General features: G+C 53.6%; 24 protein-coding genes. 17 read left to right on the top strand and 7 right to left on the bottom strand.

Features of this window, described 5'->3' with window-relative positions:
* Positions 1-106 precede the first annotated feature (106 nt).
* Together RC74_RS08895 and RC74_RS08890 are read left to right on the top strand one after the other, a co-directional pair.
* Positions 107-928 (top strand): sulfotransferase family protein, encoded by an 822-nt coding sequence (locus RC74_RS08895; protein ID WP_039001940.1) that lies wholly within the window; start codon positions 107-109, stop codon positions 926-928.
* On the top strand, positions 925-1905 hold the full coding sequence (locus RC74_RS08890; RefSeq protein ID WP_039001938.1) for a threonine ammonia-lyase: 981 nt from the start codon (positions 925-927) through the stop codon (positions 1903-1905). Before RC74_RS08895 ends, RC74_RS08890 begins: the two co-directional genes overlap by 4 nt.
* Here RC74_RS08890 and RC74_RS08885 read toward each other — a convergent pair.
* The gene (locus tag RC74_RS08885; RefSeq protein ID WP_052274791.1) at positions 1869-2492 is read right to left on the bottom strand and encodes a TetR/AcrR family transcriptional regulator; all 624 of its coding nucleotides are present in this window, start codon (positions 2490-2492) and stop codon (positions 1869-1871) included. The genes RC74_RS08890 and RC74_RS08885 overlap by 37 nt on opposite strands.
* Positions 2493-2569: 77 nt before the next feature.
* On the opposite strand from RC74_RS08885, the gene RC74_RS08880 reads away from it, so the two are divergent.
* On the top strand, positions 2570-3328 hold the full coding sequence (locus RC74_RS08880) for an SDR family oxidoreductase (protein WP_039001936.1): 759 nt from the start codon (positions 2570-2572) through the stop codon (positions 3326-3328).
* Here RC74_RS08880 and denD read toward each other — a convergent pair.
* Genes denD through nth form a run of 3 tightly spaced genes read right to left on the bottom strand, consistent with a single transcriptional unit; the run spans position 3325 to position 6005 of the window.
* Positions 3325-4314: a D-erythronate dehydrogenase gene (gene denD / locus RC74_RS08875; protein ID WP_039001934.1), complete on the bottom strand. Its 990-nt coding sequence runs from the start codon at positions 4312-4314 to the stop codon at positions 3325-3327. The two genes, RC74_RS08880 and denD, sit on opposite strands and share 4 nt — an antisense overlap.
* A 58-nt stretch (positions 4315-4372) precedes the next feature.
* Complete coding sequence (locus tag RC74_RS08870) at positions 4373-5365, bottom strand: adenosine kinase (RefSeq protein ID WP_039001933.1); 993 nt, start codon at positions 5363-5365, stop codon at positions 4373-4375.
* Positions 5358-6005 carry an endonuclease III gene (nth, locus tag RC74_RS08865; RefSeq protein WP_039001931.1) on the bottom strand — a complete coding sequence of 216 codons (648 nt, stop codon included), beginning with the start codon at positions 6003-6005 and terminating at the stop codon, positions 5358-5360. Before nth ends, RC74_RS08870 begins: the two co-directional genes overlap by 8 nt.
* Before the next feature lie 116 nt (positions 6006-6121).
* Between nth and RC74_RS08860 the strand changes: the two genes are divergently transcribed.
* From RC74_RS08860 to RC74_RS08850, 3 genes are all read left to right on the top strand, one after another.
* Complete coding sequence (locus RC74_RS08860) at positions 6122-6973, top strand: methylated-DNA--[protein]-cysteine S-methyltransferase (protein ID WP_039001929.1); 852 nt, start codon at positions 6122-6124, stop codon at positions 6971-6973.
* 106 nt (positions 6974-7079) lie between these two features.
* Positions 7080-7730 (top strand): YiaD family glycine zipper/OmpA-like lipoprotein, encoded by a 651-nt coding sequence (locus RC74_RS08855; protein ID WP_039001927.1) that lies wholly within the window; start codon positions 7080-7082, stop codon positions 7728-7730.
* Positions 7731-7872: 142 nt separating this feature from the next.
* Positions 7873-8640 carry a FadR/GntR family transcriptional regulator gene (locus tag RC74_RS08850; RefSeq protein ID WP_039001926.1) on the top strand — a complete coding sequence of 256 codons (768 nt, stop codon included), beginning with the start codon at positions 7873-7875 and terminating at the stop codon, positions 8638-8640.
* Here the strand turns inward: RC74_RS08850 and RC74_RS08845 are convergent.
* Positions 8637-8900, bottom strand: a complete 264-nt coding sequence (locus RC74_RS08845; protein WP_039001925.1) for a hypothetical protein — start codon at positions 8898-8900, stop codon at positions 8637-8639. The two genes, RC74_RS08850 and RC74_RS08845, sit on opposite strands and share 4 nt — an antisense overlap.
* A gap of 300 nt (positions 8901-9200) precedes the next feature.
* Here RC74_RS08845 and RC74_RS08840 point away from each other — a divergent pair, with 300 nt between their 5' ends.
* The 6 genes from RC74_RS08840 (at position 9201) to RC74_RS08815 (ending at position 16004) form a co-directional block, all read left to right on the top strand.
* Positions 9201-9653, top strand: coding sequence for a c-type cytochrome (locus tag RC74_RS08840; RefSeq protein WP_039001924.1), 453 nt, complete (start codon positions 9201-9203; stop codon positions 9651-9653).
* Between the two features lie 15 nt (positions 9654-9668).
* Positions 9669-11033 (top strand): cbb3-type cytochrome c oxidase subunit I, encoded by a 1365-nt coding sequence (locus RC74_RS08835; RefSeq protein WP_039001923.1) that lies wholly within the window; start codon positions 9669-9671, stop codon positions 11031-11033.
* Positions 11033-11845, top strand: a complete 813-nt coding sequence (locus RC74_RS08830; RefSeq protein WP_039001921.1) for a CbbQ/NirQ/NorQ/GpvN family protein — start codon at positions 11033-11035, stop codon at positions 11843-11845. Before RC74_RS08835 ends, RC74_RS08830 begins: the two co-directional genes overlap by 1 nt.
* Positions 11846-11848: 3 nt before the next feature.
* Positions 11849-13792 carry a nitric oxide reductase activation protein NorD gene (locus RC74_RS08825; protein ID WP_039001920.1) on the top strand — a complete coding sequence of 648 codons (1944 nt, stop codon included), beginning with the start codon at positions 11849-11851 and terminating at the stop codon, positions 13790-13792.
* A 387-nt stretch (positions 13793-14179) separates the two neighbouring features.
* A complete protein-coding gene (nirK, locus tag RC74_RS08820; protein WP_417935187.1) occupies positions 14180-15253 on the top strand; it encodes a copper-containing nitrite reductase in 1074 nt (357 codons plus the stop codon).
* Positions 15254-15272: 19 nt separating this feature from the next.
* On the top strand, positions 15273-16004 hold the full coding sequence (locus tag RC74_RS08815) for a formylglycine-generating enzyme family protein (RefSeq protein ID WP_039001917.1): 732 nt from the start codon (positions 15273-15275) through the stop codon (positions 16002-16004).
* On the opposite strand, the gene RC74_RS08810 is transcribed toward RC74_RS08815, so the two are convergent.
* The gene (locus RC74_RS08810) at positions 16001-16921 is read right to left on the bottom strand and encodes a LysR family transcriptional regulator (RefSeq protein WP_052274790.1); all 921 of its coding nucleotides are present in this window, start codon (positions 16919-16921) and stop codon (positions 16001-16003) included. The two genes, RC74_RS08815 and RC74_RS08810, sit on opposite strands and share 4 nt — an antisense overlap.
* 93 nt (positions 16922-17014) lie before the next feature.
* Here RC74_RS08810 and urtA point away from each other — a divergent pair, with 93 nt between their 5' ends.
* From urtA to urtE, 5 genes are all read left to right on the top strand, one after another.
* Positions 17015-18277, top strand: coding sequence for an urea ABC transporter substrate-binding protein (urtA, locus tag RC74_RS08805; protein WP_039001915.1), 1263 nt, complete (start codon positions 17015-17017; stop codon positions 18275-18277).
* A 67-nt stretch (positions 18278-18344) separates the two neighbouring features.
* A complete protein-coding gene (gene urtB, locus RC74_RS08800; protein ID WP_039001914.1) occupies positions 18345-20300 on the top strand; it encodes an urea ABC transporter permease subunit UrtB in 1956 nt (651 codons plus the stop codon).
* A gap of 4 nt (positions 20301-20304) precedes the next feature.
* Complete coding sequence (gene urtC, locus RC74_RS08795; RefSeq protein WP_039001912.1) at positions 20305-21537, top strand: urea ABC transporter permease subunit UrtC; 1233 nt, start codon at positions 20305-20307, stop codon at positions 21535-21537.
* Positions 21534-22274, top strand: a complete 741-nt coding sequence (gene urtD, locus RC74_RS08790; protein ID WP_039001910.1) for an urea ABC transporter ATP-binding protein UrtD — start codon at positions 21534-21536, stop codon at positions 22272-22274. Before urtC ends, urtD begins: the two co-directional genes overlap by 4 nt.
* Positions 22275-22276: 2 nt before the next feature.
* Positions 22277-22972 (top strand): urea ABC transporter ATP-binding subunit UrtE, encoded by a 696-nt coding sequence (urtE, locus tag RC74_RS08785; RefSeq protein ID WP_039001909.1) that lies wholly within the window; start codon positions 22277-22279, stop codon positions 22970-22972.
* A 1-nt stretch (position 22973) separates the two neighbouring features.
* Here the strand turns inward: urtE and RC74_RS08780 are convergent, their stop codons facing one another.
* On the bottom strand, positions 22974-23672 hold the full coding sequence (locus tag RC74_RS08780) for a response regulator transcription factor (protein WP_082802226.1): 699 nt from the start codon (positions 23670-23672) through the stop codon (positions 22974-22976).
* Positions 23673-24001 lie beyond the last annotated feature (329 nt).

Here is a 24001-nt window from a genome sequence, read left to right as displayed (position 1 = left end):
TAACGCTAACAGGCGTTGAATAAACAGCGTTTCTTTGCTTTTTTGTGCAAAAATAAGTCAGCACCGCGTATTTCTGTTCGGGCACACTATTGGAGACGATATAAATATGGGCTTTCCCGGCACTTGGATGACCGAGAGTGAAAGCGTGGTATACCGCGTTGTTCCGAAATGCGCCTGCTCGACCATCGGGCAGATCATGTATTACTCCGATCATGGCACTTTTTTTGATGGCGACATTCACGACTCAAAAGCGGGGCTGCATAAATGGGCCATTGAAGCCAGCCAGCCCATTATAGAGCGCAACGTGACAGGCCACGAAAGTTACGCTTTCACCTGTGTCCGCAACCCCTACACCCGTATTCTAAGCTCCTTTTTCGATAAAATTTGCGGCATTCAACGCAATGGAAAACGGTATCGTGGCAATCTGGTACCTTTGTTGGTTCAGAAATACGGGATCGAAGTTGGCGATCCGGAAACAGGATTCGAATTTGATCAAGTAAAGAGCTTTCGCCGATTCCTTTTGTTTGCCCGCGACAGCATTCGTTGGCGCCGTCCGATGGACCCAGACATCCATTGGTCCGCCATGTCGGGGCATGTTTCGACGTTTATTAACAACGGTGGAAAGTATAACAAAATTATCTTCACCGAACGTTTTAATGAGGGAATGCAAGAGGTTTTGAACGCGATTGAGACACCTCATGCGGTGGACCTCTCCCAAATTCCGCGCTTCAACGAAAGTGAAGGCCACGGGCCAAAACGCCTGCATCCCGTTGAAGATTACTTCGACGATCTGTCCATGCATCTCGTTTATGAAATTTACAAACGTGATTTCCGCCTTTTTCAATATGACTTTGAAAATCCCGCCAACAAGATGCCGCTGCAGCCTGTCGATCTTGATGAAGTCCACGCGAAACTTGGTGAGAAATGAGCTATCCAGACCTTCCCGATATTAAGACAGCGGCCGAATCCTTGCGTGGACAAATCATTCGGACACCTTCGGTAAGGCTGAGTCCTGACCGTATTGCTGGTCTTCCCGCTGATGCTCAAGTGACTATGAAAATGGAACTGTTTCAAGAAACAGGAACCTTCAAAGCGCGCGGTGTTCTGTTGGCGATTGCTGCAATGGACCCCACCGCGCGCGCGGCAGGCGTTGTCGCAGTCAGCGGGGGCAATCACGCGTTGGCCGTTGCTTGGGGGGCAAGAAAATCCGGTATTTCGGCTAAGGTCATCATGCCCAAGGCAACAGATTCCGCGCGCATTGAAGGCTGTATTGCGCTTGGGGCCGAAGTTGAGTTGGCCGAAGACATCACCGCAGCCTTCGCACGGATGGACATGCTTTCAGCCGCGGGCGCAACGCCCCTCCACCCGTTTGAAAGTCCCTATATGACTCTGGGTGCGGCAACCATTGGCCTTGAGATATTAACGGACACGCCCGATTTGGACGCTTTGGTCATTCCCGTCGGAGGCGGTGGTTTAATAAGTGGGCTCGCTCTCGCGGCGAAACTTATTCATCCAAACATTCGCATCTACGGCGTCGAACCCGTTGGGGCAAACAGCATGACTCGGTCGCTCGAAATAGGGAGCCCCCAGCGATTGGACAAGGTTAACACCATCGCGGACAGTTTGGGCTCCCCCCTCGCCATGCCTTATTCCTTTGGTCTTGCGCAACGATATGTGGATCAGATGGTCGAGGTCGAAGACGACGAGATGACACGGGCGATGACTGTGCTTTTCGATGGCCTCAAGATCGTCGCGGAACCTGCGTGTGCCGCGACGACGGCTGCGATCACCGGGCCGCTCAAGAGCGAACTTGCCGGTAAAAATATCGGAATTATTGCTTGTGGGTCCAACATAGGAGCGAAACGTTTTTACGAATTTCTCTCGTCCGGCGCTCCCAAAAGGTAGCCACAAACGGCATCGGTGAGGCGCCGGATCACCGGTTCAAAATCTTTGCACCCGATCTGGGCCTGCGCGCCAATAACCCCTTTGCACATTGCGCTTAAATCAAAGGCAGCAGTCGGCGCATCTATGATGTCGTAACGATCGAGGACAAAAAGAACCGCAGAAAGGGAACGACGTTTTAAAGCCTCGATTTCCGTCGTCATCGGTAACTCGAGTTCCGCATATTCCAAAACCTCCACGCGTCTTGGAGCGCGGATATGGTGCGCAGCGCTGGCCCGCACCATCTTTTCGACCGCTTCCCGCAAGCCAAGCCCTCTAATCGAGTCTCTTGCTTCCTCAAGGTCTTCACACAGATCTTGGCGCATTCGTCGCACCAATTCTATCAGTATCGCCTCCTTGGAGGGGAAATACTGATAGACCGACCCCACACTCACCCCCGCCCTCTCGGCAATCAAATTCGTGGTAAGAATCGCCAGGCCACCGCTTTCCAAAATATGAGCCGTCGCTTGCAGAATCACTTCAACAGTCGCTTTCGAGCGCGTTTGAATCGGTATTTTCTTGGGGGTCAGCTGCAGTGATGTTTTAGCCATAGAACGCGAATTTCCAATGTGAGCTTTTCCTTACATTATCACGGAAACGTCCTTTTCACAGTTAAACTTGGTGCCGAATGTCTCACAAATTTTCATTTCAAAACAAAACGATCCTTGTAACAGGCGCGACGCGCGGCATCGGGCGCGCATTGACGGACCTGCTGATTGCGCGGGGCGCGACTGTACTTGCTGTTGCGCGCGATGAGCCCGAACTCGAACGTTTGGCCCAAGAGCATCTCGATAGAGTTTTCGTCCTTGCCGCTGACCTCCAAGACCCAGAAATGGTGCGAGCCGTGGCAAATTGGGTCACGGCCGAACACCCAGATTGCGCAGGCCTGATCAATAACGCCGCGATCATGGAACATACCGATTTATTTGCCACAGAGCGCACGTCCCTTGCCACATTTCAACGTGAAATCGCCATCAATCTCACCGCACCCATCGGGTTATGCAACGCCCTTCTGCCGCTCTTAAGCGCGCAGTCAAACGCCTGTATCGTCAATGTGACATCTGGCTTGGCAATTTCACCCAAAGCCTCTGCACCAGTCTATTGTGCAACGAAAGCGGGCTTGGGTAGTTTCACCAAAACCCTTCGATATCAATGCGAAGATGCGAAAACCCGTATTCTTGTCAGCGAGGCCGTCATGGCCCTTGTCGACACGGGTCTCTCTCGCGGTGACCCACTCAAAAAAATGCGCCCTATTGATGCTGCAGAGGAAGTTTTAGAAGGGGTCGAAAAGGGTAAGAAACGCATTTGGGTCGAACGCACCAAAATGCTCCGGATCCTCCAGCGCCTTGCACCAAGTGTTGCAGACCGAATTTTGCGCAATGGTTAAGGCAGGGAGCCTCCCAGTTCGTCGTCGATATGAACTTGGATAATTTCGTCAAAAGTTTTCTCAGATTGAAACCCGAGGGAAATAGCCCTTTGGGGCGCAAAGGTCCGAGGCCATCCTAGCACAATTTGAATGATTTTTTCGTCGGGCACAGATTTTATTAACTTGACCGCTGACGCTCCTGCCACGCGGTCAAGCGCTGCAATTTGGTCGCCAACGCTTGCTGCCAATCCCGGCATCGACATAGAACGACGCGCCCCAAGCAGGCGCGTGTCCATTTGTGCGGCATGAATTAAGAAGCCAACGGCCGAGCGCGGACTTGCATGCCAATGCACCACGTCTTTGGAAACGGGCAAAACAGCCTCTAACCCGATCAACGGCTCACGCATAATATTGGAAAAGAAACCTGAGGCTGCGAGGTTGGGTTTTCCGGGGCGAATACAGACCGTAGGGAGGCGGATACCCACGCCATCGACAAAACCCTTGCGGGAATAGTCATTAACCAGAAGTTCGCAAATGGCCTTTTGCGTGCCGTAACTTGTAAGCGGGGTCGAGTGAAATTCGTCATCGATGATATCTGGAAAAGGCGCGCCGAATACGGCGATAGAGGAGGTGAATACTAGGCGGGGGACGTAGGGGGCGTTCAGTGTGCTTTGCGCGCGGATGGCCTCAAGGAGGGTTTGAAACGCTGCAAGATTGATGGCGTATCCTTTGTCGAACTTCTCCTCCGCTTCGCCCGAAACGATGGCCGCAAGATGAAAAATCACGTCGGGACGCTCCGCGACAAGGGAAAGCGCGGTTTCGGGCGCCGTAATATCGGCCGCCCGCAGAGTGACCGCGCCGCCAAAACCTTCGGGTGCCGCGGGCGCCACCACATCCGCGAGGGTTAACTGCGTTATCTCGCGGCCAGAAAGGCCCGCCAAATGCGCCAATCGATTGGTGAGTTTTTGCCCGACCATACCGGCCGCGCCAATTATCAATACGTGCATTTTTCCCTCCTCGGATTTCCAGCAGTTTAGGTGGAAATCCGAGGAGGGAAAGGATTGATTATCCTAAGAGGTTTGCTGCTCGGAAAAGGGCTTTTACGTCTTCGTTCGGACGCGGCCCCACATGGCGAATAACTTCGGCAGCAGCAACACAGCCCATTTTCCCTGAGACTTCAAGGCTTTGCCCCGTTGCAACCCCATAAAGGAACCCCGCCGCGAATTGATCTCCTGCGCCCGTCGCATCAACCGGAACAATCCGTTTAACAGGAATAGTCACGCGTTCGCCTTCGTGCAGGATAACAACTTCTGATCCGGAGCGCGTACAGGCCACAAGCCCGCAATCAACCGCCGCATGTCCGAGCGCCACATCTAGGTCGTCGGTTTCATACAAGCCGCACCATTCTTGTTCATTCCCAAGGACGAAATCAAGGTCGCGTGACAGGCGTCGAAAATCATCGCGATGACGATCCACACAGAAGGGATCCGACAGCGCAATTCCCGCTTTTCCGCCTGTCGACTGGCAGGATTTCGCGGCCAGTTCAAAGGCTTCCTTGCCCTTAGGTTTGTCAAAAAGATACCCTTCAAGGAACAAAATCTCCGCCTGACTCGTCACCTCTATCGAGACATCCTCAGGTCCCAAATCCGCAGAAACGCCGAGGTAGGTATTCATCGAGCGCTCCCCGTCGGGAGAGACAAACACCATCGAGCGCGATGTCGGCAAATCACCGCCCGCAACTGGCGGATTAACAAACACTGTGCCGCCCGCAGCCATTTTATCGGCATAAAACCGGCCGAGCGCATCATCGTGAACGCGCCCGATAAACGCCGTTGAAAGCCCAAGCCCCCCGAGCCCTGCCAAGGCGTTTGCCACCGATCCACCCGGCGTTTGAACGCGATCTTTCATCGATCCATAAAGTACTTCAGCGCGCTCGCGTTCGACAAGTTGCATGATACCTTTTTCGATCCCCATCATTTCGAGGAAATTGTCATCCGCTTGCGTAATCACATCAACAATCGCATTCCCGATCCCGACGGTTTGGTACTTCTTAGTCATATTCTTTATCCTCAAATTCACAGAGATCACGGATGAGACAGGTGCCACACATCGGCTTGCGCGCCTTGCATGTATACCGCCCGTGCAAAATCATCCAGTGATGCGCGTGGCGTTGAAATTCAGCGGGGATGTTATCCTCAATTGCGCGTTCAACGACCACTACATCCTTGCCCGGAGCGACGCCGGAGCGGTTCCCGAACCGGAAAATATGGGTGTCCACGGCCTGTGCGGGAATATCCCACCACATGTTCAAAACGACATTCGCCGTTTTGCGCCCAACTCCGGGCAGGCTCTCAAGGGCCGCACGCGAAGACGGCACTTCTCCACCATATTCTTCCACCAAAATCTGGCTCATTTTCATGACGTTCTTGGCTTTTTGGCGGAACAACCCGATGGTCTTGATATGCTCAGTCAGCCCCTCAAGTCCGAGGTTAAGCATTTTTTGCGGGGTGTCGGCAATTTCAAACAGCGCCTTGGTGGCCTTATTAACGCCAACGTCCGTGGCCTGCGCCGAAAGGGCAACGGCCACCACCAATGTATAGACATTGGTATGGTCCAACTCGCCTTTGGGTTCAGGCTCGGCTTCTTGAAAGCGCGAAAAAATCTGGTGGATCGTATGATAGTTCATCTGTTTTGCCATGCGAACCATATGCCCTTTTGTGACCAATGCGGCAAGTATTCAAAATCGACGAATTGCGCAAGAAATGGATCGACCCACATCAGCGGTAGATTATGATAGATGCAAAGGAGTTTCCCATGTCGGACAATTCATTCGAAAAAAAGTACCATTACGGTGTTGTCAAACGGGCGATCGAAGCCGTTGACGCGGCGGGCGGCGTCCCCCTAGCGCTCGAAGATTTGGCACGCGAAGTACAAATGAGCCCCGCGCATCTCCAGCGCCTCTTCTCGGGATGGGTCGGGGTGTCGCCCAAAAGATATCAACAGTACTTAACCCTTGATCACGCGAAAACCCTGCTAAAAAACAACTTCACGACCCTCGCTGTTGCCCACGAAACGGGCCTTTCAGGGAGCGGCCGACTGCACGATCTCTTCTTGCGCTGGGAGGCCATGAGCCCCGGCGAATTTGCCAAGAAAGGCGCGGACCTCACTATTTTTACGGGTTGGTTTGAAAGCCCCTTTGGCCCATGTTTGGCGATGGGAACCGACAAAGGCCTTTGCGGTATGGGGTTTTCCGACGAAATGGGCACCCAAGCCACCTATGACGACTTACATCGCCGCTGGCCCTTTGCGAATTTCATCGAAGAGCCTGCCAGAATCCAAACATGGGTCACCGCAGCTTTGGAGCAATCGGGCCAAGCCAGTTTGCATCTGATTGGCGCGCCGTTTCAAATCAAAGTCTGGGAAGCCCTGCTGAATGTTCCGAGCGGCCAAGTGACCACCTATTCCGAGATTGCTGGGCGCATCGGCAGTCCACGCGCGGTGCGGGCCGTAGGCACAGCCGTCGGGCGCAATCCGGTGAGTTGGCTCATTCCATGCCACCGCGCATTGCGCAAATCCGGCGGGTTGGGTGGGTATCATTGGGGCCTCCCGGTCAAGCGGGCCATGCTTGCTTATGAAACAGCACAGTCCGAACGCGCCGCCTCTTAGGAAAACATTCAGGCAACAAATCGCGCAGTGGTGTGTGTTTGTGCTATCGCTTGCTGCAATTTCCGTTGTAAAAAGGGCAAAATCGAGCAACAGAAAGAGGTCCTAGATGATCCTTACAAAGTCCAAACTCCTCCTTGCAAGCGCCGCTGTTCTGGCACTAGCCAGCTGTACGGACCCTGGGTACGTCACAGGCGAAAGCCAGTCCAAAACAAAAGACGGTGCCATTATTGGGGGCCTTTTGGGTGGCTTCATTGGCGCGACATCGGGCAGCCCCAAAAACGCCGCCCTCGGAGCCGCAGCAGGCGCCATCGTTGGCACCGCAATTGGCAGCGCGCTTGACCAACAGAAAAAAGACCTTGATGCCAGTTTTACTAACAGCGCCATCGATGTCGTCAACACGGGTACGGAATTGATCGTCGTTATGCCACAGGGCATTTTGTTTGATTCCGACAGCTCCACGGTCAAATCGAGCCTCGACGGAGAAATCCGCGCCCTTGCGACCAACCTTCAGAACTATCCTAAATCCACCGTCACGATTTATGGCCACACGGACAACACGGGAACCGCCGAGCACAACCTCCTCCTCTCGCAACGTCGTGCGGACGCTGTCATGGCGAAAATATTGTCCGCGGGCGTGTCAGGCGGACGGGTATCTGCCGTTGGTAAAGGCGAAGACAGCCCCGTTGCCAGTAACCTCACAGAAGAGGGCAAGGCAGCAAACCGTCGGGTCGAGATCGTCATTCACCCAACCAACTAAGGGGTATCATTCAAAGCGGGCGCGGAATTTTCCAGCGCCCGCTTTCAATTTAGGGTCTGGCACACGCGGGATAACAGTTGTTATTCCCCCTATCGGTCATATATTCTTACCAATTCTGACGCCGCAATCCACCGGACCTTTCATGCCGTTTCAAAAAATCCAATCGGAAAAACTTGCTCAATCCGTCGTTTCCCAAATCGAACGGCTCATCCTGCGTGGCATTCTTCGCCCCGGCGAGAGGTTACCATCCGAGCGCGAATTGTCGGAACGCATGGGGGTATCGCGCCCAAGTTTGCGCGAGGCAATTGCGGAGCTTCAGGACGCGGGCCTCCTCACCAGCAAAGCGGGCGCGGGAATTTATGTTTCCGAAGCATTGGGCTCGGCGTTTTCCTCAGCCCTTGTGAGCCTTTTCGGACGTCACGATGATGCGTTTTTTGACTATGTTTCGTTTCGGCGTGACATGGAGGGGCTGGCGGCGGAGCGCGCTGCGCAATCCGGTTCGGACATCGACCTAGAGGTGATTGATCAGCTTTTCGCCAAAATGGAAGCGGCCCACGCGAAGCGAAATCCCACCGAAGAGGCGGCGCTTGACGCCGAATTTCACCTTTCAATTATTGAGGCGAGCCATAACACGGTGATGCTCCATATGATGCGCGCGATGTACGAGCTCCTGCGCGAGGGCGTATTTTACAACCGCCAGATCATGTTCAAACAACGCACCACCCGCGACACGCTCCTTGAGCAGCATCGCGATATCAACACCGCCATTCAGACGCGTGATCCCGTTGCTGCAAAAGCTGCGACGCTGGCGCATCTGGATTTCGTGGAGCGATCGTTGTTTGAAAAAGAAAAGGCAGACAAGAACGAGGCGATTGCAAAACAACGTCTCGAACAGGAATTGCGACGTTAGGCGTTTTTTGGGCTCGCTTCCAGAATCAATCGCAGCACCCATTTCCCTGCCATCCAGCTTAAAACGGGTCCGGTAATCACCCCAAACCAAAGCGCCGTAACAGGCGAAATTGCCGGCACGCCCAGCGCTTGTAACAGTAGGAAAACCATGAATAAATTAATGGCCGCCGCTGTCGCACAGAACGGATAAAACACAAGGGTCAAAGTTCGAAGGGACCAAACTTTGGGTTCTGTTGACGGGGTACTCTTGGCTGATTGCATCATAATTTCCTGCGGTTTTGATGCTGAAAGCTATGCCAAAAATTCTGGCGAAACCTTGATCTTAGTCAAATTGGTGACGCAGCCTACCCCCTGTAATCCTGCGTCACCCACAACCCTAATGTCTGTTTCTAAGGCATTTCTCGGTCTAAATCTGGCCCACAGTGCCTCAATCACACGTCACTCAGAATTAAGTGGCATTTGTAATGCTTATTCGCGTTCAACTTGACCTTGATCAAGGCGCGCATGTTTTTGAACCCTCATTGCCGTTCTATCCGTAACCCTTCGACGAAGGAGAGCGCAATGCGCGACGTCCTGACCAAAAGCATGGCCCGAAATATCTTCTATGGCGGGTCCCTGTTTTTTATTGCCATCTTTATCGGCCTTTCTATTCATTCGCATCGTTACATCGTGACGACCTCAACGAACGCGGAAACGCTGACCGAGAGTGTCGCCCACGGTAAACGCATTTGGGAGAACAAGGCCTGTATCAACTGCCACTCGATCCTCGGCGAGGGTGCGTATTTTGCCCCCGAAGTGGGTAATGTAATGATCCGCTGGGGGGTTGATGACGACCCAGACGACGCTTTTGACGCGTTAAAAGGCTGGATGGAGGCACAGCCCTCCGGCATCGAAGGCCGCCGTCAAATGCCCAACTTCAATCTGACTGACGAAGAAATGCGCGCTCTAAGCGACTTCCTCCTTTGGACAGGCACAATCGACACTCAAGGCTGGCCGCCCACCGAGGCAGGCTAGGAAAGGAGCGCAGAAATGAAATATAAAACTCAGAAAATTGCCTACGCGTACTTTATTTGCGCCCTCGGGCTTTTTGCGATCCAAATCCTTGGCGGTTTACTCGCAGGCTGGATCTATGTCTCTCCGAACACACTTTCGGAGGTACTTCCCTTCAACATCGTGCGCATGCTCCACACCAACAGCCTGATTGTCTGGCTTTTGCTTGGGTTCTTTGGCGCCGCATACTTCCTCATTCCCGAGGAAGCCGAACGCGAAATCCACTCCCCAAAACTTGCCTATATCCAGCTTGCCATTTTGGTAATTGGGACATTGGGCGTTGTGGTGACTTATGTGTTCAACCTTTTTGAGGGGAACTTTTTCCTTGGAAAAGAGGGGCGCGAATTCCTTGAGCAACCCAAGTGGGTAAAAGCTGGGATCGTCATTGCCGCGTTGATTTTCTTGTATAACGTCTCGATGACTGTCCTTAAGGGCAAGAAAACCGTGATCACGAATACTCTTCTGCTCGGCCTTTGGGGTCTAGCGTTGTTGTTCCTGTTCTCGTTCTACAACCCTGACAACCTATCGCTGGATAAAATGTACTGGTGGTATGTGGTTCACCTTTGGGTTGAGGGCGTTTGGGAACTGATCATGGCTTCGATCTTGGCCTATCTAATGCTCAAACTCACCGGTGTTGATCGTGAAATCGTCGAAAAATGGCTCTATGTCATCGTCGCGACCGCGCTTTTCTCTGGTATTCTGGGAACTGGCCACCACTACTTCTGGATTGGTGCCCCTGGATATTGGCAGTGGGTTGGCTCGATCTTCTCGGCCTTCGAAGTTGTTCCCTTCTTTGGCATGATGGCCTTTGCCTTTGTCATGGTCTGGAAAGGGCGCCGCGACCACCCAAACAAGGCGGCCCTTCTTTGGTCGCTCGGTTGTGCAACCTTGGCGTTCTTTGGCGCGGGTGTTTGGGGTTTCCTCCACACATTGCACGGGGTGAACTTCTATACCCACGGCACTCAAATCACCGCCGCGCACGGTCACTTGGCCTTCTATGGTGCGTATGTCGCGCTCAACTTGGCGATCATGACCTACGCTATGCCAATCCTGAAAAACCGTGATCCATACAACCAAGTTCTCAACATGATTTCCTTCTGGTTGATGTCGGGTGGGATGGTGTTCATGACTTTCGTTCTAACATTTGCAGGGACAATTCAAACCCATATGCAACGTGTTGTTGGCGACTATTACATGGACGTACAGGATGCTTTGGCCCTGTTCTACTGGATGCGATTTGGGGCTGGATTGGTGTTCTTCATCGGAATGCTCCTCTTCCTTTACTCGGTGTTCGTGCCACGTCGCGAAATCATCACTGCAGCAGTAGCAGAGGCGGCTGAATAATGGCTAAGGATAATCTCATCAACGAGGGGGGGGCGGCAAACGCCCCCTTCTACCTCCCCCAAGGGGACGAATGTGCGGTTTTTGAAGCCGCCGCCGCCCATGATCTGCCGCTCCTTCTCAAGGGGCCGACAGGGTGCGGAAAAACACGCTTTGTGACCCACATGGCCGCTAAGCTCGGTCGCCACCTCTATACTGTGGCGTGCCACGATGATCTCTCTGCGGCCGACCTTATTGGCCGTTACCTCCTTAAGGGTGGCGAAACCGTTTGGGTCGATGGCCCCCTCACACGGGCCGTACGCGAAGGCGCAATGTGCTATCTCGACGAAGTTGTCGAGGCCCGCAAAGACGTCACCGTCGTGCTGCACCCGCTCACTGATGATCGGCGTATCTTACCGATTGATCGCACAGGCGAAGAACTCGAAGCGGCTCCGGGCTTCATGCTCGTGGCGTCCTTTAACCCGGGCTATCAAAACATCCTAAAAACCCTCAAGCCCTCTACCCGTCAACGGTTCCTCTCGCTCAGCTTCGACTTTCCCGAGGCCGCACAAGAAATCGCGGTGGTAACGCGCGAAACTGGTCTTGATGCCGATCGTGCTAAGGGTCTTGTGCGCTTGGCCAACAAACTTCGCGCACTCAAGGGCCAAGACATCGAAGAAGGTGTTTCAACCCGTTTGATCGTCTATACGGCAACCTTGATCCAAGGCGGCATGAGCGTCGAGCGCGCGATTGAAGCCGCTATGATTGAGCCCCTTACCGATGACGCAGACGTTAAAACCGGATTGATGGATCTGGTCACAGCGGTATTTGGATAGATCATGGCAAAACTAGAATTTGAACCTTGGGAACCCGAAGAGACCATCGGAAAACTCTGGCACAGCCTTGCCAGCAGAATAGAAACGCCCCAACGTTATCCCGAGGCCGCCGTAACCCTTGGCGAAGTCTCGGGCCGCTTGGCCGTGTTTTTTCGTGCGCTCGGCGGTACCCCCTCGGTTGAAATTCGACCCACAGAAGATGAGCGCAGCCACCATCGGCTATCGCTTTTACGCCGCTTGGGAACAGAGACTGAAGAACTGCCGCGCACAAGCTTTGACGGGGAGGCCCTGCGCCTTCCCGCACGCCTCGCCCTGTTTCCCGCCCGCGAAGCCAACGCCGCACTTTACCTTTGGCTCACCGCCGCCACGGCCCATGCCGTTCCATTTCTTGAGGTCGAAGACGCCCTGCGTGCCGACCTTGCCGCCCTCTCTGCGGCCTATAATATGACCCAAGCCACGCAGGAAAACTGCCCCGGCCTCGTGGGTCTGTATACCGACCTTTCAACAGCCAGCCTCTCTGCGCGGCGCGTGCAAAAACTTCCCAAACACGAAGCCGCCGTTGAGGCCGTTTTACGTCACCTTCTTGGTGGCCCTGCCCCCACAGATTCATTGGCCTCGGACTTTTTGGCACATGTGCTTTCTGGCCAACTGCCAGAGGACCTTACAGCCCCACGTGGCTATCGACCCTTCCTTCCTGTCCCAATTTGGCCCGAATTGCGCACTGTTCAATTTTCCGCCCCAAGCGGCGTCGAAAATCGCGAAACAGAAGGCACACCCGAAGAGAACACCTCCGAGAAAACACACCGCGCCCGTCGTCGTAAATCCGACCTCGCAGAGCGCCAAGACAGCTTGATCCTCCACAAATTTGAAGCCATCCTAAGCTGGGCGGAGTTCCTGAACCTCAACCGTCGCATCGATGATGACGACAACGAAGACGCAAAAAAGGCCGCCGACGATCAAGACGAGATTGGCCTTGGACAAACCAGTAAAGCCCCCGCCACAAAACTCAAGCTCCACCTCGACCTTGCCCCCGAGGACGTGGACCGTGAAGCTGTTTCCGGAAAATTCACCTACCCAGAATGGGATACGCGTACGGGAGTCTATATGCCCGACCACGTACGCGTTTTGGACGCCGAAGCCCCCACAACCGATATCGCTGCAACCTTTCAAACCGACCCAAAAGCCACGCGTCGCATCCGCGCCGTGCGCCGTCAGTTTGAGGCTTTGCGTCCGGGCCGCGTCATCATCTCGGGCCAACCCGACGGCGAAGACCTTGATCTTGAGGCCGCCGTTCGCGCCCATGTAGACCTCGCGGCAACCGGCCTTTCCAACGACAGGATTTGGCGACAGTCCCGCCCCCAAGCGCGCGACTTGGCCGTCTCGATTTTGCTCGATACCTCGCGCTCGACCCAAAGCAGCGTGCACAACCGCCAAGTCATCGACATCGAACGCGAAGCCATGGCCGCGCTCGCATGGGGCCTTGACGCCTGTGGCGACACTTTCGCGATCAACTCGTTTTCATCCCTCAAACGCAACCGCGTTTACGTGAATCGCTGCAAGAGTTTTGATGCGCCCATGAGTCGTGACGTCGAATCTTGCATCGCCGCAATGGCACCCGGATTTTATACGCGCCTTGGTGCCGCAATTCGCCACGTCAGTGTCGATCTCATGGCCCAAAGCCAACAACGCAAACTGTTGCTGGTGATCACCGATGGCAAACCCAACGACCTTGACCACTACGAAGGCCGCCACGGAATCGAAGATACCCGCATGGCGATCCGCGAAGCAAAACGCGCGGGGGCAGCGGTATTTGGTATCACTATCGACGCGAAGTCAAAGTCTTGGTTTGCACGCATGTTTGGCGCTGGAAGGTATTGCGTCATTCCGAATCCAGACCACCTGACGACGGCTTTGCCCCAGATATACCAGCAACTTATCGGCGCGTAAGAGCGCGCGCCGCAGCCCGCGACCCTTCCCCAAAAATCGTCCCTTCCCCCCGTGAAAATGCAAGTTTTTCTTTGTTTCTCTTGATCTCTATCAAGGCGCAGAATCGCCAAGACAGTCAAAAAGTTCCCAACGGCGCACACGTACAAACCGCGCCAACCGAACGTGTTATCCCGCCCCAACGAGGGGCCGAGACACTTAAGTGAAGTCGCGCAAATGTGCGTGGCATTGAATTGGAAGGACTAAAAAATGACTGCCTCCATAAAAAAAGAATTCCTACCATCGCGCCGAACAATCTTGACTGGTACCGCAATGGCGGGTGCCGCAATGATGACTGGCGCAGCCCCATCCTTCGCTACAACTCGCCGGAGTGCACCCCATGTACCTTCGATGGGCAAAGGCCTCGTTCTTCCCGTTGCTGAGAAAACAACAGTGTCCGCCGCAACCGTCGACCTGTCACACTTGCCCCGCGTTAAGCAGGAAATGGTGATGCCACCAATGGCTCCAAAACACGAGCAAGTCGCTACAGGTGGCCCAAAAATCGTCGAAGTTAGCTTTGTCACCGAAGAAAGATTAATGGTTGTCGACGAAGATACAGACGCCAAAATCTGGGCCCTAACATATAACGGTTCCGTCCCTGGTCCGATGATTATCGTGCACGAAGGCGACTATGTTGAGTTGACAATTTCCAACCCAGAAAACTCCGTGTTTGAACACAATATCGACTTTCACGCCTCAACTGGCGCGCTTGGTGGCGGTGGCTTAACCCACGTTCTTCCGGGTGAAGAAGCGGTTCTACGCTGGAAAGCAACCAAGCCCGGTGTGTTCGTATATCACTGTGCCCCCGGCGGTGCGATGATCCCGTACCACGTATGTCACGGCATGAATGGCGCGGTGATGGTTCTACCACGGGACGGCCTAAAAGATGGCGACGGCAATGCGCTGACTTACGACCAAATCGCCTATATCGGCGAGCAAGACTACTACCTGCCAATGGACGAAGATGGTGAATACATCCAGTATGAATCCGCGGGCGAAGACTATTCCGATAGCCTCGACGCCATGCGCACTCTTATCCCAACACACTCCGTATTCAACGGCGCCGTTGGGGCTTTGACTGGAGAAAACGCACTTAAATCCAAGGTCGGCGACACCGTTCTAATGATCCACGCCCAAGCCAACCGTGACACCCGCCCACACCTTATTGGTGGTCATGGGAACTTTGTCTGGGAAGGCGGCTCATTCACTGACTCGCCACAAACCGGCATGGAAACATGGTTCATCCGCGGCGGTTCCGCAGGGGCGGCGATGTACACCTTTGAGCAGCCGGGCGTCTACGCCTATGTCAATCACAACCTCATCGAGGCTGTTCTTCTGGGCGCATCGGCACACTTTGTTGTCGAAGGTGAATGGGACAATGACCTGATGGAACAAGTTGTCGCGCCACGTCCAATGGGCGTTTAAAACTTAGCGGAGAAAACCAATGACCAAACTCAGAGCAAAAATCATCATCGGCGCAACTGCCCTTGTTGGGTTGGGTTTGGGCATTGCCGCCATAACTTTGGGGCCTCTCAGGGGCCCCGATATGCAATACATTCCTCAAATGGAAGTATTTGAATTTTCCGATGGACGCAGTGTGATGGTGCAAAAGTTCGAAGTCACGGCAGCCGAGTGGAACCGCTGTTTTGATGCGGATGCCTGCTCTCAGAAAATGAAAATCCGCAAAACGGGCGAAGATTTCCCTGCGACGAACCTCAATTGGATGGACGTGAACGAATACCTGACATGGGTTAATGCGGCTTCGCGGCATGCATTTCGCCTCCCCACCCAAAACGAGTGGAACGAAATGGCCCATGAGGTTTTGCCCGAAGAAAAAGACCCCATTTTCACCGATCCGGAATTATCTTGGGCTTCAACATACTTAATGGAGCCTGAAATCAATCGCTCCTTGCGCCCATCGGGCAGCTTTGAAACCACAGCAGAGGGTATTGTCGACTTGAACGGCAACGTGTGGGAATGGACCGCCGATTGTTACTCGGGAGACTCGGGTAATTTGGATTTGGCCAAATGCCCCGCCTATTTTGTAGCAGGTGAACACATCGCAGCCATCCCGATTTTCACTCGCGATCCCGCTCGGGGCGGATGCGCCGTCGGGTCGCCCCCAGCGCACCTTGGCCTGCGCCTCATGACAGACACCCCTGTTCCCGGAGTTTAAGCACCGATTTTGGCACTCAGTTGACTGACAAATCGCGCTGCCGCTATTGGCAACGGTCGACCCTCAATTTGACACAGGGCGATGTTGCAACGTGGCATGCTTTGCATGATCCCCACCTGTCCACCCATTTGCTGCACAATGTCTGCATCCAGTGCAAGTGTTGGCCAAAACTGCAGACTTAGCAGCGGGGACACATGCGGGGGAACCAATGTGTCCATCTCCAGAATCTGATGAATATTTAACCGCGCTTGGGCAAAATGCGTATCCAAAAGGTTCCGCATTCCCGTGCCATTAGTGGGCAAAATAACGTCGTGATCTTCGAGCTCGTGGGGATAGAGGACCGTTTTGCTGCCCTTCCCCAAAACGAGTGAAATCGACCCATGTTCTTGCAAGATGGTTTCGACGCCTGACCGTGGTTTGGGTTCAAGGATGAGGCCCAAGTCCGCCTGCCCGTTCAGGAGCATTTCGTTGATGCTGTCGCTGTCCCCGGTCACCACCGAAAAACTAACGCGCGGATGGCGTTCACGAAAGGCGGCGATCTCTTTTGGCAGGAACCCCAATGAAAACGGCGCACTAACAGCAAGATTTACCTGCCCGATTCGCACGCCCTTCATATCCGCCACGATTCCATTTGCGCGATCTAATTCAGCAAGGTGCCCAATAAAGTGGCGGTGGTATATTTCTCCGACGGTCGACAGTCGAACGCCCACAGAAAGGCGGTCAAAAATTTCCGCGCCAAGTTCCTCCTCCACAGCCTTCACTTGTCGAACAAGTGCAGATGGCGAAATTCCCAATAGTTCCGATGCCTTACGGAACGACCCCTGCTCTGCGACGGTCTTGATTGCACGGTAGATTTGGAGGTGGCGCACGGTGTTGCCTTTTGTAAGCGTTGCACTATTTGCAACACATACGGTCATATTTTGATACAGACAGCAACACAATAGCTTTTTAAGCTTATTTCCTAGGCGCGGACCGAACTGCGCCACAGAGACAATAGGGAACCTGACACGATGAAGAAACTTCTCTCCACAGCAGCAGCCGTTGCAACCCTCGCAACCGCAGCCCACGCCGACATTAAAGTTGGCATCCTCCACTCTCTTTCCGGCACGATGGCGATCTCGGAAACAACCCTCAAAGACACGATGTTGATGCTCATCGATGAGCAAAACGCCAAAGGCGGCGTGAACGGCGAAATGCTTGTTCCCGTGGTTGTTGACCCAGCATCCGACTGGCCATTGTTCGCGGAAAAAGCGCGCGAATTGCTCACCGTTCATGATGTCGACGTTATTTTTGGCAACTGGACTTCGGTTTCGCGCAAATCAGTTCTTCCAGTGATCGAAGAGCTTAATGGTCTGCTATTCTACCCCGTTCAATACGAGGGCGAAGAAAGCTCCAAAAACGTATTTTACACAGGTGCGGCGCCCAACCAGCAAGCCATCCCTGCAACCGACTACCTCCTTGATGAGCTTGGCGTTGAGAAATTCGCCCTCCTTGGCACTGACTATGTTTATCCGCGCACAACCAACAAAATCCTTGAGCAATACCTCAAAGACAAAGGCATTCTGGCTGAAGACATCTTCGTAAACTACACACCTTTCGGTCACTCTGATTGGTCAAAAATCGTCGCCGACGTTGTGGCCCTAGGGGCTGACGGTAAAAAAGTTGGCGTTATTTCTACAATCAACGGCGACGCAAACATCGGCTTCTACAAAGAGCTTGCCGCAGCTGGTATCTCGGCGGATGACATCCCCGTCGTTGCCTTCTCTGTGGGCGAAGAAGAGCTTTCCGGCCTTGATACAGCAAACCTTGTTGGTCACCTCGCCGCTTGGAACTACTTCCAATCCGCCGAATCCGATGCAAACGCTGAATTCATCGCCGCTTGGAAAGCCAAAATGGGCGACGAACGCGTCACAAACGACCCGATGGAAGCGCATTACATCGGTTTTAACATGTGGGTAAACGCCGTTGAAGAAGCGGGCACAACCGACGTCGACGCCGTTCGCGCCGCAATGTACGGCCAGGAAATCCCAAACCTCACGGGCGGTATGGCCGTTATGTTGCCAAACCACCACTTGGCAAAACCTGTATTGATCGGCGAAATCCAAGCAGACGGTCAATTCGATATCGTTAGCCAAACAACTGAAGTTCCAGGCGATGCGTGGACTGACTTCTTGCCAGAATCCGCGGTTCTTACATCCGATTGGAAAGACCTTGGTTGTGGCATGTACAACACCGAAACAAAGACCTGCGTTCAGATAAAATCCAACTACTAAGCGCTTGAAAATCCTCAAAGGGGGCGTTCGCGCCCTCTTTTTTCCCGAATAACCCCGACAGGCTCCCATGAAAACTCTCCTCCTAGCGCTGTTTACTGCGTTTGTGCTCTCTGTCTCCCCTGTTGACGCAAATGCCCAACCTGTCGATATCCAAGACATTCTGGCGACGCATGAAGCCACCATTGTCAAAAGCTCCCGCCTGACGGTTGAGCCCGCAATTGTCGCCCTGCGCGACAGTGGCCTCCCTGAAGCTCAAATGGTGCTAGAAGCATGGCAGGGGAAAAACCTTTGGCAACTTGAAGCGGACAAGCGTTTTGTGACCGCCAAAATTACACCGACCAAAACCTATGCCATTTTCGACGTCATCTCTGGCGAAGCCTTGGGCGAAGTTGAGAAAGACGCGATCAATCAGATCAAACCAAATTCAGGCGTTCGCGGACTGATAGGTGCTGCACTTGTGCGGTTCCAGCTCATGGACCCAGACATCGAAAAGCGCCGTGACGCCCTCGTCGCGATTGGCCGCGATTCAACGGCCTACCACCTGCCCGCCATTCGAGGGGCTATTGACGGTGAAACAGACCCCGCGATTAAAGTTGAGAAAATCCGCCTAGAACGCCTTTTGGCTGTCCAATATGAATCCGATGTTCAACTGCGCGTTGCTGCGATCAAATCCCTCAAAGGCGACCTTGGCGTTGACGCCCGTGCAGCTCTGAATCCGATCCTGCAAACGTCGCTCCTTGCGGTCTTGGGCGAGCCAATCGGCAACGTCGCTCGCACTCTTAAAGTCGACACAGACATCAGACCGAACGAAGCCTACGCTCTCCTGATTGAGGAGAACCTTGCGCTTCCGATCCCTACCCACAAAGAAATTCGCGCGGCTCTTGAAGAGAACATTGTCGACGGTTTCGTCGCAGGAGTGCCCACCTATACCCTCGATACGGACGTAGCCCGCGAAGCCGCCTATTCAACACTGGCAGAGCAAGGGCTTGTGGCGCCGCTTATTTCCACCGCCGCCCAGCGCGCAAGCATTGCGGCCCACATTTACTACGAAATCTATACCGAGCCGAACGCCGAAGTGACAACCGCCGCGCGTGAAACGCTGGATGCGATTGAGGTCAAAGTCGGGATTAGCCAAGCTGTCGATCTGACCCTAGATGGCCTTTCACTTGCGTCAATTTACTTCCTCGCGGCCATTGGCCTTGCCATCACGTTTGGGGTAATGGGCGTTATTAATATGGCCCATGGCGAGTTTATCATGATGGGGGCCTATACAGGATATGTGGTTCAGCAAATCGTTCCGAACTATACGCTCTCGCTCATTATCGCGCTTCCTGCGGCCTTTTTGGTGACCTTCGCAGCGGGTGTCGCAATGGAACGGCTGGTCATTCGCTGGCTTTACAATCGCCCGCTTGAAACCCTGCTGGCGACATTCGGCATTTCCGTCGCGCTTCAACAACTCGCGAAAAACATCTTCGGCACACAAGCTCGCCCCCTCACCTCTCCCGCTTGGCTCGATGGTGCATTGTCCATCAACGACGTGGTGTCCATTAGCTATATTCGCATCGCGATCTTTGTTTTGGCACTGATCTTCTTGATGCTGTTTCTTTTCATCATGAAGAAAACGCGGGTCGGCCTTGAAGTGCGCGCTGTAACTCAAAATCCCCGTATGGCCTCCTCAATGGGGATCAATCCCGACCGCATCAATATGCTCACTTTCGGGCTGGGTTCAGGTATTGCGGGGATCGCGGGCGTCGCGATTGGCCTCTTCGCCAAGGTAACCTCGGAGATTGGCAACGACTATATCGTGCAAAGTTTTATGACGGTTGTTGTTGGTGGTGTCGGCAATATTTGGGGTACACTCGCAGGGGCCCTGATGATTGGTGGACTGCAAAAATCAATTGAATGGTTCAACCCCTCAAACACGTTGGCGGCCCAAACCTATATGATCATCTTTATCATTATTTTCATCCAGTTCCGCCCCAAAGGCATCATCGCCCTCAAGGGCCGTGCGGCAGGAGATTGATCCCATGAAAAACACCTTTTTCGCGCGTAACCCGTCCGTCCTCATCTTCATCGCCTGCCTCGCGCTCTTGACCCTTGTGGTCTCGGTTCTCTCTGAAGGCTTTGGTGTGGGCGTTATTTCTACAAGCTTCATCAAGACTTTAGGCAAAACGCTCTGCCTCTGCTTGATCGCCCTCGCGATGGACCTTGTCTGGGGGTATTGCGGAATCTTGTCCCTTGGGCATTTCGCATTTTTCGGGATCGGTGGCTATATGATTGGCATGTGGCTGATGTATGCCCGCACCGAACTCATCGTCGCAAGCTCCCTCTCGGACGCCAGCATTCCGCCCACCGTTCAAGAAGTGTCAGACGCCATAGGCAACCAAATATTCGGCGTTGTGGGGGGCTCAGATATTCCCCTAATATGGAGTTTTGCCGACAGTCTGACCATCCAATTAGCGCTCGTGATTTTGGTGCCGGGCCTCCTTGCTGCAATCTTTGGCTGGCTTGCCTTTCGCAGTCGCGTCACAGGGGTTTACCTCTCCATCCTGACCCAAGCCATGACCCTCGCGCTCTCGCTGTACCTCTTTCAAAACGAAAGCGGCCTGCGCGGCAACAATGGTCTTTCCGGATTGCAGAACCTTCCCGGCCTTGACGCCGTGCCACAATCGGCAATTTCACTTTGGTTTTTCTGGGCCTCTGCCCTCGCGCTTGGGCTTGGCTATATCCTTTCTGCATGGGTTGTTTCTGGAAAGTTCGGCAGCGTCATTCGCGGCATCCGCGACGATGAGGCTCGCGTTCGGTTCCTCGGCTATTCGGTGGAAAGCTACAAACTCTTTATATTCACGCTGACGGCGATCATCGCTGCGATTGCTGGCGCGCTGTACTACCCACAGGCAGGGATCATCAATCCCGGAGAAATGGCGCCCATCGCCTCAATCTACCTCGCAGTGTGGGTCGCAATCGGCGGACGCGGGCGCCTCTATGGAGCGGTTCTCGGCGCGGCCCTCGTGTCGCTTCTTTCCACATGGTTCACAGGCGGCCAAGCCCCCGATATCCCCCTTGGTTTCTATACAGTTCAATGGGTTGACTGGTGGCTCGTCCTTCTTGGCCTCTCGTTTGTATTGGTCACACTTTACGCGCCAAGCGGTCTAGGGGGCTTGTTTGATTACTTCTCTGGTCGACTGGCGCCAAATCGCCACGGTGCAGATCTCGGCCCTGATGCGGGCTCCCTTCGGGAACAGGAGGCCAAAGAATGAGCACACTTTTAGAAGTATCCGGCGTTTCAGTATCCTTTGACGGTTTCAAGGCCATCAACAATCTGAGCTTTCAAATCGCTGATGCGGAATTACGGGCGGTCATTGGGCCGAACGGAGCGGGAAAAACAACGTTTATGGACATCGCAACCGGCAAAACACGTCCAGACGAAGGGCGGGTCCTGTTTGGAGAGAAATCTCTGTCGCTTTTGCGTATGTCCGAAGCCAAAATTGCCCAAGCGGGTGTGGGTCGAAAATTCCAGCGCCCCACCGTATTCGAAGACCAAAGCGTTTTTGATAACCTGCTTCTGGCCCTCAAGAAGAACCGTTCACCGTTTTCCGTTTTGTTCTATAAAAAGTCAGAACAAGATGCCGAGAAAGTACGTGCCCTCGCGGCGCAAATCGGCCTTTCGGAGCAACTTGAACGCCACTCAGGCGAACTGTCGCATGGTCAAAAACAATGGCTCGAAATCGGCATGTTACTGGCACAAGAGCCGCGCTTGCTTCTGGTCGACGAACCCGCCGCAGGCATGACATTGGCCGAGCGCGAACAGACCACTGATATCCTTGTCGAAGCCGCAAAAACCCGCGCCGTCGTGGTCGTTGAGCATGACATGGAGTTTGTTCGCCGCCTTAATTGCAAAGTGACCGTCCTTCACGAAGGCTCAGTCCTTGCAGAAGGTAGTCTCGATCACGTGACCTCAAACCAAGACGTCATCGACGTATATTTAGGACGATAGATATGTTGAAAATCAAAGGGTTGACCCTGCACTATTCCGGTTCTCAAATATTGAACGGCATCGATTTGACAGCAGAAACCGGTCAGGTAACCTGTGTTATGGGAACGAATGGCGTGGGCAAAACAAGCCTTCTGAAAGCCATTTCAGGCACCCATCATCGCACGGATGGAAGTTATACCTTAAATGGCGAAGCGCTGCAAAAACCGCCCGCGCACGCCTTGGCACTCAAGGGGGTTGGATATGTTCCGCAGGGGCGCGATGTCTTTCCGTTAATGACAGTACGGGAGAATCTGGAAACGGGTTTTGCCTGCCTACCCAAATCGGAACACATGGTCCCCGATCAAATCTTCGAACTTTTTCCCGTTTTGAAGGAAATGGAGGGGCGGCGCGGCGGCGATCTTTCTGGTGGCCAGCAGCAACAACTTGCGATTGGCCGCGCCCTCATCACCAAACCCAAATTGCTTCTGTTGGATGAACCCACAGAGGGCATTCAACCGAACATCATTCAACAAATTGGCCGTGTTATAGTGTATTTGCGCGATCAAGGGGATATGGCAATCGTACTGGTTGAGCAGTATTTCAGCTTTGCCTATGACCTCGCTGATGCATTTTGTGTACTGACACGCGGTTCGGTATCGCTTGCCGGCACAAAAGCCGAGCTTAAAAAAGCTGAACTCGTTAAATCAGTTTCCGTTTAAGCTAAATCAACTCGCGGTCCCGAGCGATCATTGCGGCATGCGTCCGATTGCGCGCGTCAAGCTTGCGGCTCAGAGTTTTTACGTGGAGTTTAACGGTAACTTCCTGAAGGTCGTAGTCGCGGGCGATTTCTTTATTGGATTTACCCTCCGCGATTCCACGCAAAACTTGTTGCTCACGCTGTGTCAGCCCCGTTTTAACGTCCTCGGGCTGGCCCATTTTCTGCATGAAATTAAAGGGGGCAAATATTTCTCCTTGCGCCATAAATTTGGCGGCCATCACCATCGACTTAGACCCCAGTGTTTTGGGCACAAACCCAGCGGCACCGGCCCTTATGGCCTCCTCGGCCGTGCTCCGCGATGCCGATCCTGAAAGGATAGCTACAGGCTTCCCCCCGTTTTGCGCAATCGCTTTACCGAGCCCCTCAAGACCATTCATTCCTGGCATATTGTAATCCAGCAACACGAGATCAAAGGCACCTTGCTCGTCGATGGCTTTTAGTGCCTCGTCAAGATCAGCCGCTAGAAAAACGTCCACGGCGCCCTCGGTTTCTATGAAAGAACCAATCGCTTCGCGTACCAAGTCATGATCGTCTGCCACCAAGAACTTCAATGTATCACCCTTCAAGGACGGTCCAACGTTTATCAGCTCAGACGGCGCGGGCTCCCGATTGAATGGTACCACGTTTCCAAATGCCGCCATTGCTATCTCCTATGTTGAAGCCCCGACCTTAATAGAACTCTAACATACTCCCCTAGGGGGCTGGGCACCCCTGCAATGGTATAGCGCCCTGTGCATTAGATGCTATCAGACTATCCTTTCGCCTTAGCTAATATCCTTCCAAAACTTCTGACAATTTTAGAAAAAGCTTAGATAATTATTCACTTTTTTTAAAGCTTGGCTGCGTAGAAATGGATCTTGAACATGGACGCCAAAGGTTTCTAACCCCAACTGTTTGCACAATTTCAAAAGGATACAGTACCCGATGTCCCAATATCGACTGTTTGAAATAAATGCACGGGCCGTTATCG

The sequence above is a fragment of the Falsihalocynthiibacter arcticus genome (assembly GCF_000812665.2).
Lineage (GTDB): Bacteria > Pseudomonadota > Alphaproteobacteria > Rhodobacterales > Rhodobacteraceae > Falsihalocynthiibacter > Falsihalocynthiibacter arcticus.
The sequence above is the reverse complement of the archived record's forward strand: the minus strand, read 5'-3'. Positions and strand labels throughout refer to the sequence as shown.

Coding starts and splice junctions, on each gene's coding strand:
- RC74_RS08895 (WP_039001940.1), top strand. CDS start 107: ATGGGCTTTCCCGGCACTTGGATGACCGAGAGTGAAAGCGTGGTATAC.
- RC74_RS08890 (WP_039001938.1), top strand. CDS start 925: ATGAGCTATCCAGACCTTCCCGATATTAAGACAGCGGCCGAATCCTTG.
- RC74_RS08885 (WP_052274791.1), bottom strand. CDS start 2,492: ATGGCTAAAACATCACTGCAGCTGACCCCCAAGAAAATACCGATTCAA.
- RC74_RS08880 (WP_039001936.1), top strand. CDS start 2,570: ATGTCTCACAAATTTTCATTTCAAAACAAAACGATCCTTGTAACAGGC.
- denD (WP_039001934.1), bottom strand. CDS start 4,314: ATGCACGTATTGATAATTGGCGCGGCCGGTATGGTCGGGCAAAAACTC.
- RC74_RS08870 (WP_039001933.1), bottom strand. CDS start 5,365: ATGACTAAGAAGTACCAAACCGTCGGGATCGGGAATGCGATTGTTGAT.
- nth (WP_039001931.1), bottom strand. CDS start 6,005: ATGGCAAAACAGATGAACTATCATACGATCCACCAGATTTTTTCGCGC.
- RC74_RS08860 (WP_039001929.1), top strand. CDS start 6,122: ATGTCGGACAATTCATTCGAAAAAAAGTACCATTACGGTGTTGTCAAA.
- RC74_RS08855 (WP_039001927.1), top strand. CDS start 7,080: ATGATCCTTACAAAGTCCAAACTCCTCCTTGCAAGCGCCGCTGTTCTG.
- RC74_RS08850 (WP_039001926.1), top strand. CDS start 7,873: ATGCCGTTTCAAAAAATCCAATCGGAAAAACTTGCTCAATCCGTCGTT.
- RC74_RS08845 (WP_039001925.1), bottom strand. CDS start 8,900: ATGCAATCAGCCAAGAGTACCCCGTCAACAGAACCCAAAGTTTGGTCC.
- RC74_RS08840 (WP_039001924.1), top strand. CDS start 9,201: ATGCGCGACGTCCTGACCAAAAGCATGGCCCGAAATATCTTCTATGGC.
- RC74_RS08835 (WP_039001923.1), top strand. CDS start 9,669: ATGAAATATAAAACTCAGAAAATTGCCTACGCGTACTTTATTTGCGCC.
- RC74_RS08830 (WP_039001921.1), top strand. CDS start 11,033: ATGGCTAAGGATAATCTCATCAACGAGGGGGGGGCGGCAAACGCCCCC.
- RC74_RS08825 (WP_039001920.1), top strand. CDS start 11,849: ATGGCAAAACTAGAATTTGAACCTTGGGAACCCGAAGAGACCATCGGA.
- nirK (WP_417935187.1), top strand. CDS start 14,180: ATGGGCAAAGGCCTCGTTCTTCCCGTTGCTGAGAAAACAACAGTGTCC.
- RC74_RS08815 (WP_039001917.1), top strand. CDS start 15,273: ATGACCAAACTCAGAGCAAAAATCATCATCGGCGCAACTGCCCTTGTT.
- RC74_RS08810 (WP_052274790.1), bottom strand. CDS start 16,921: ATGACCGTATGTGTTGCAAATAGTGCAACGCTTACAAAAGGCAACACC.
- urtA (WP_039001915.1), top strand. CDS start 17,015: ATGAAGAAACTTCTCTCCACAGCAGCAGCCGTTGCAACCCTCGCAACC.
- urtB (WP_039001914.1), top strand. CDS start 18,345: ATGAAAACTCTCCTCCTAGCGCTGTTTACTGCGTTTGTGCTCTCTGTC.
- urtC (WP_039001912.1), top strand. CDS start 20,305: ATGAAAAACACCTTTTTCGCGCGTAACCCGTCCGTCCTCATCTTCATC.
- urtD (WP_039001910.1), top strand. CDS start 21,534: ATGAGCACACTTTTAGAAGTATCCGGCGTTTCAGTATCCTTTGACGGT.
- urtE (WP_039001909.1), top strand. CDS start 22,277: ATGTTGAAAATCAAAGGGTTGACCCTGCACTATTCCGGTTCTCAAATA.
- RC74_RS08780 (WP_082802226.1), bottom strand. CDS start 23,672: ATGGCGGCATTTGGAAACGTGGTACCATTCAATCGGGAGCCCGCGCCG.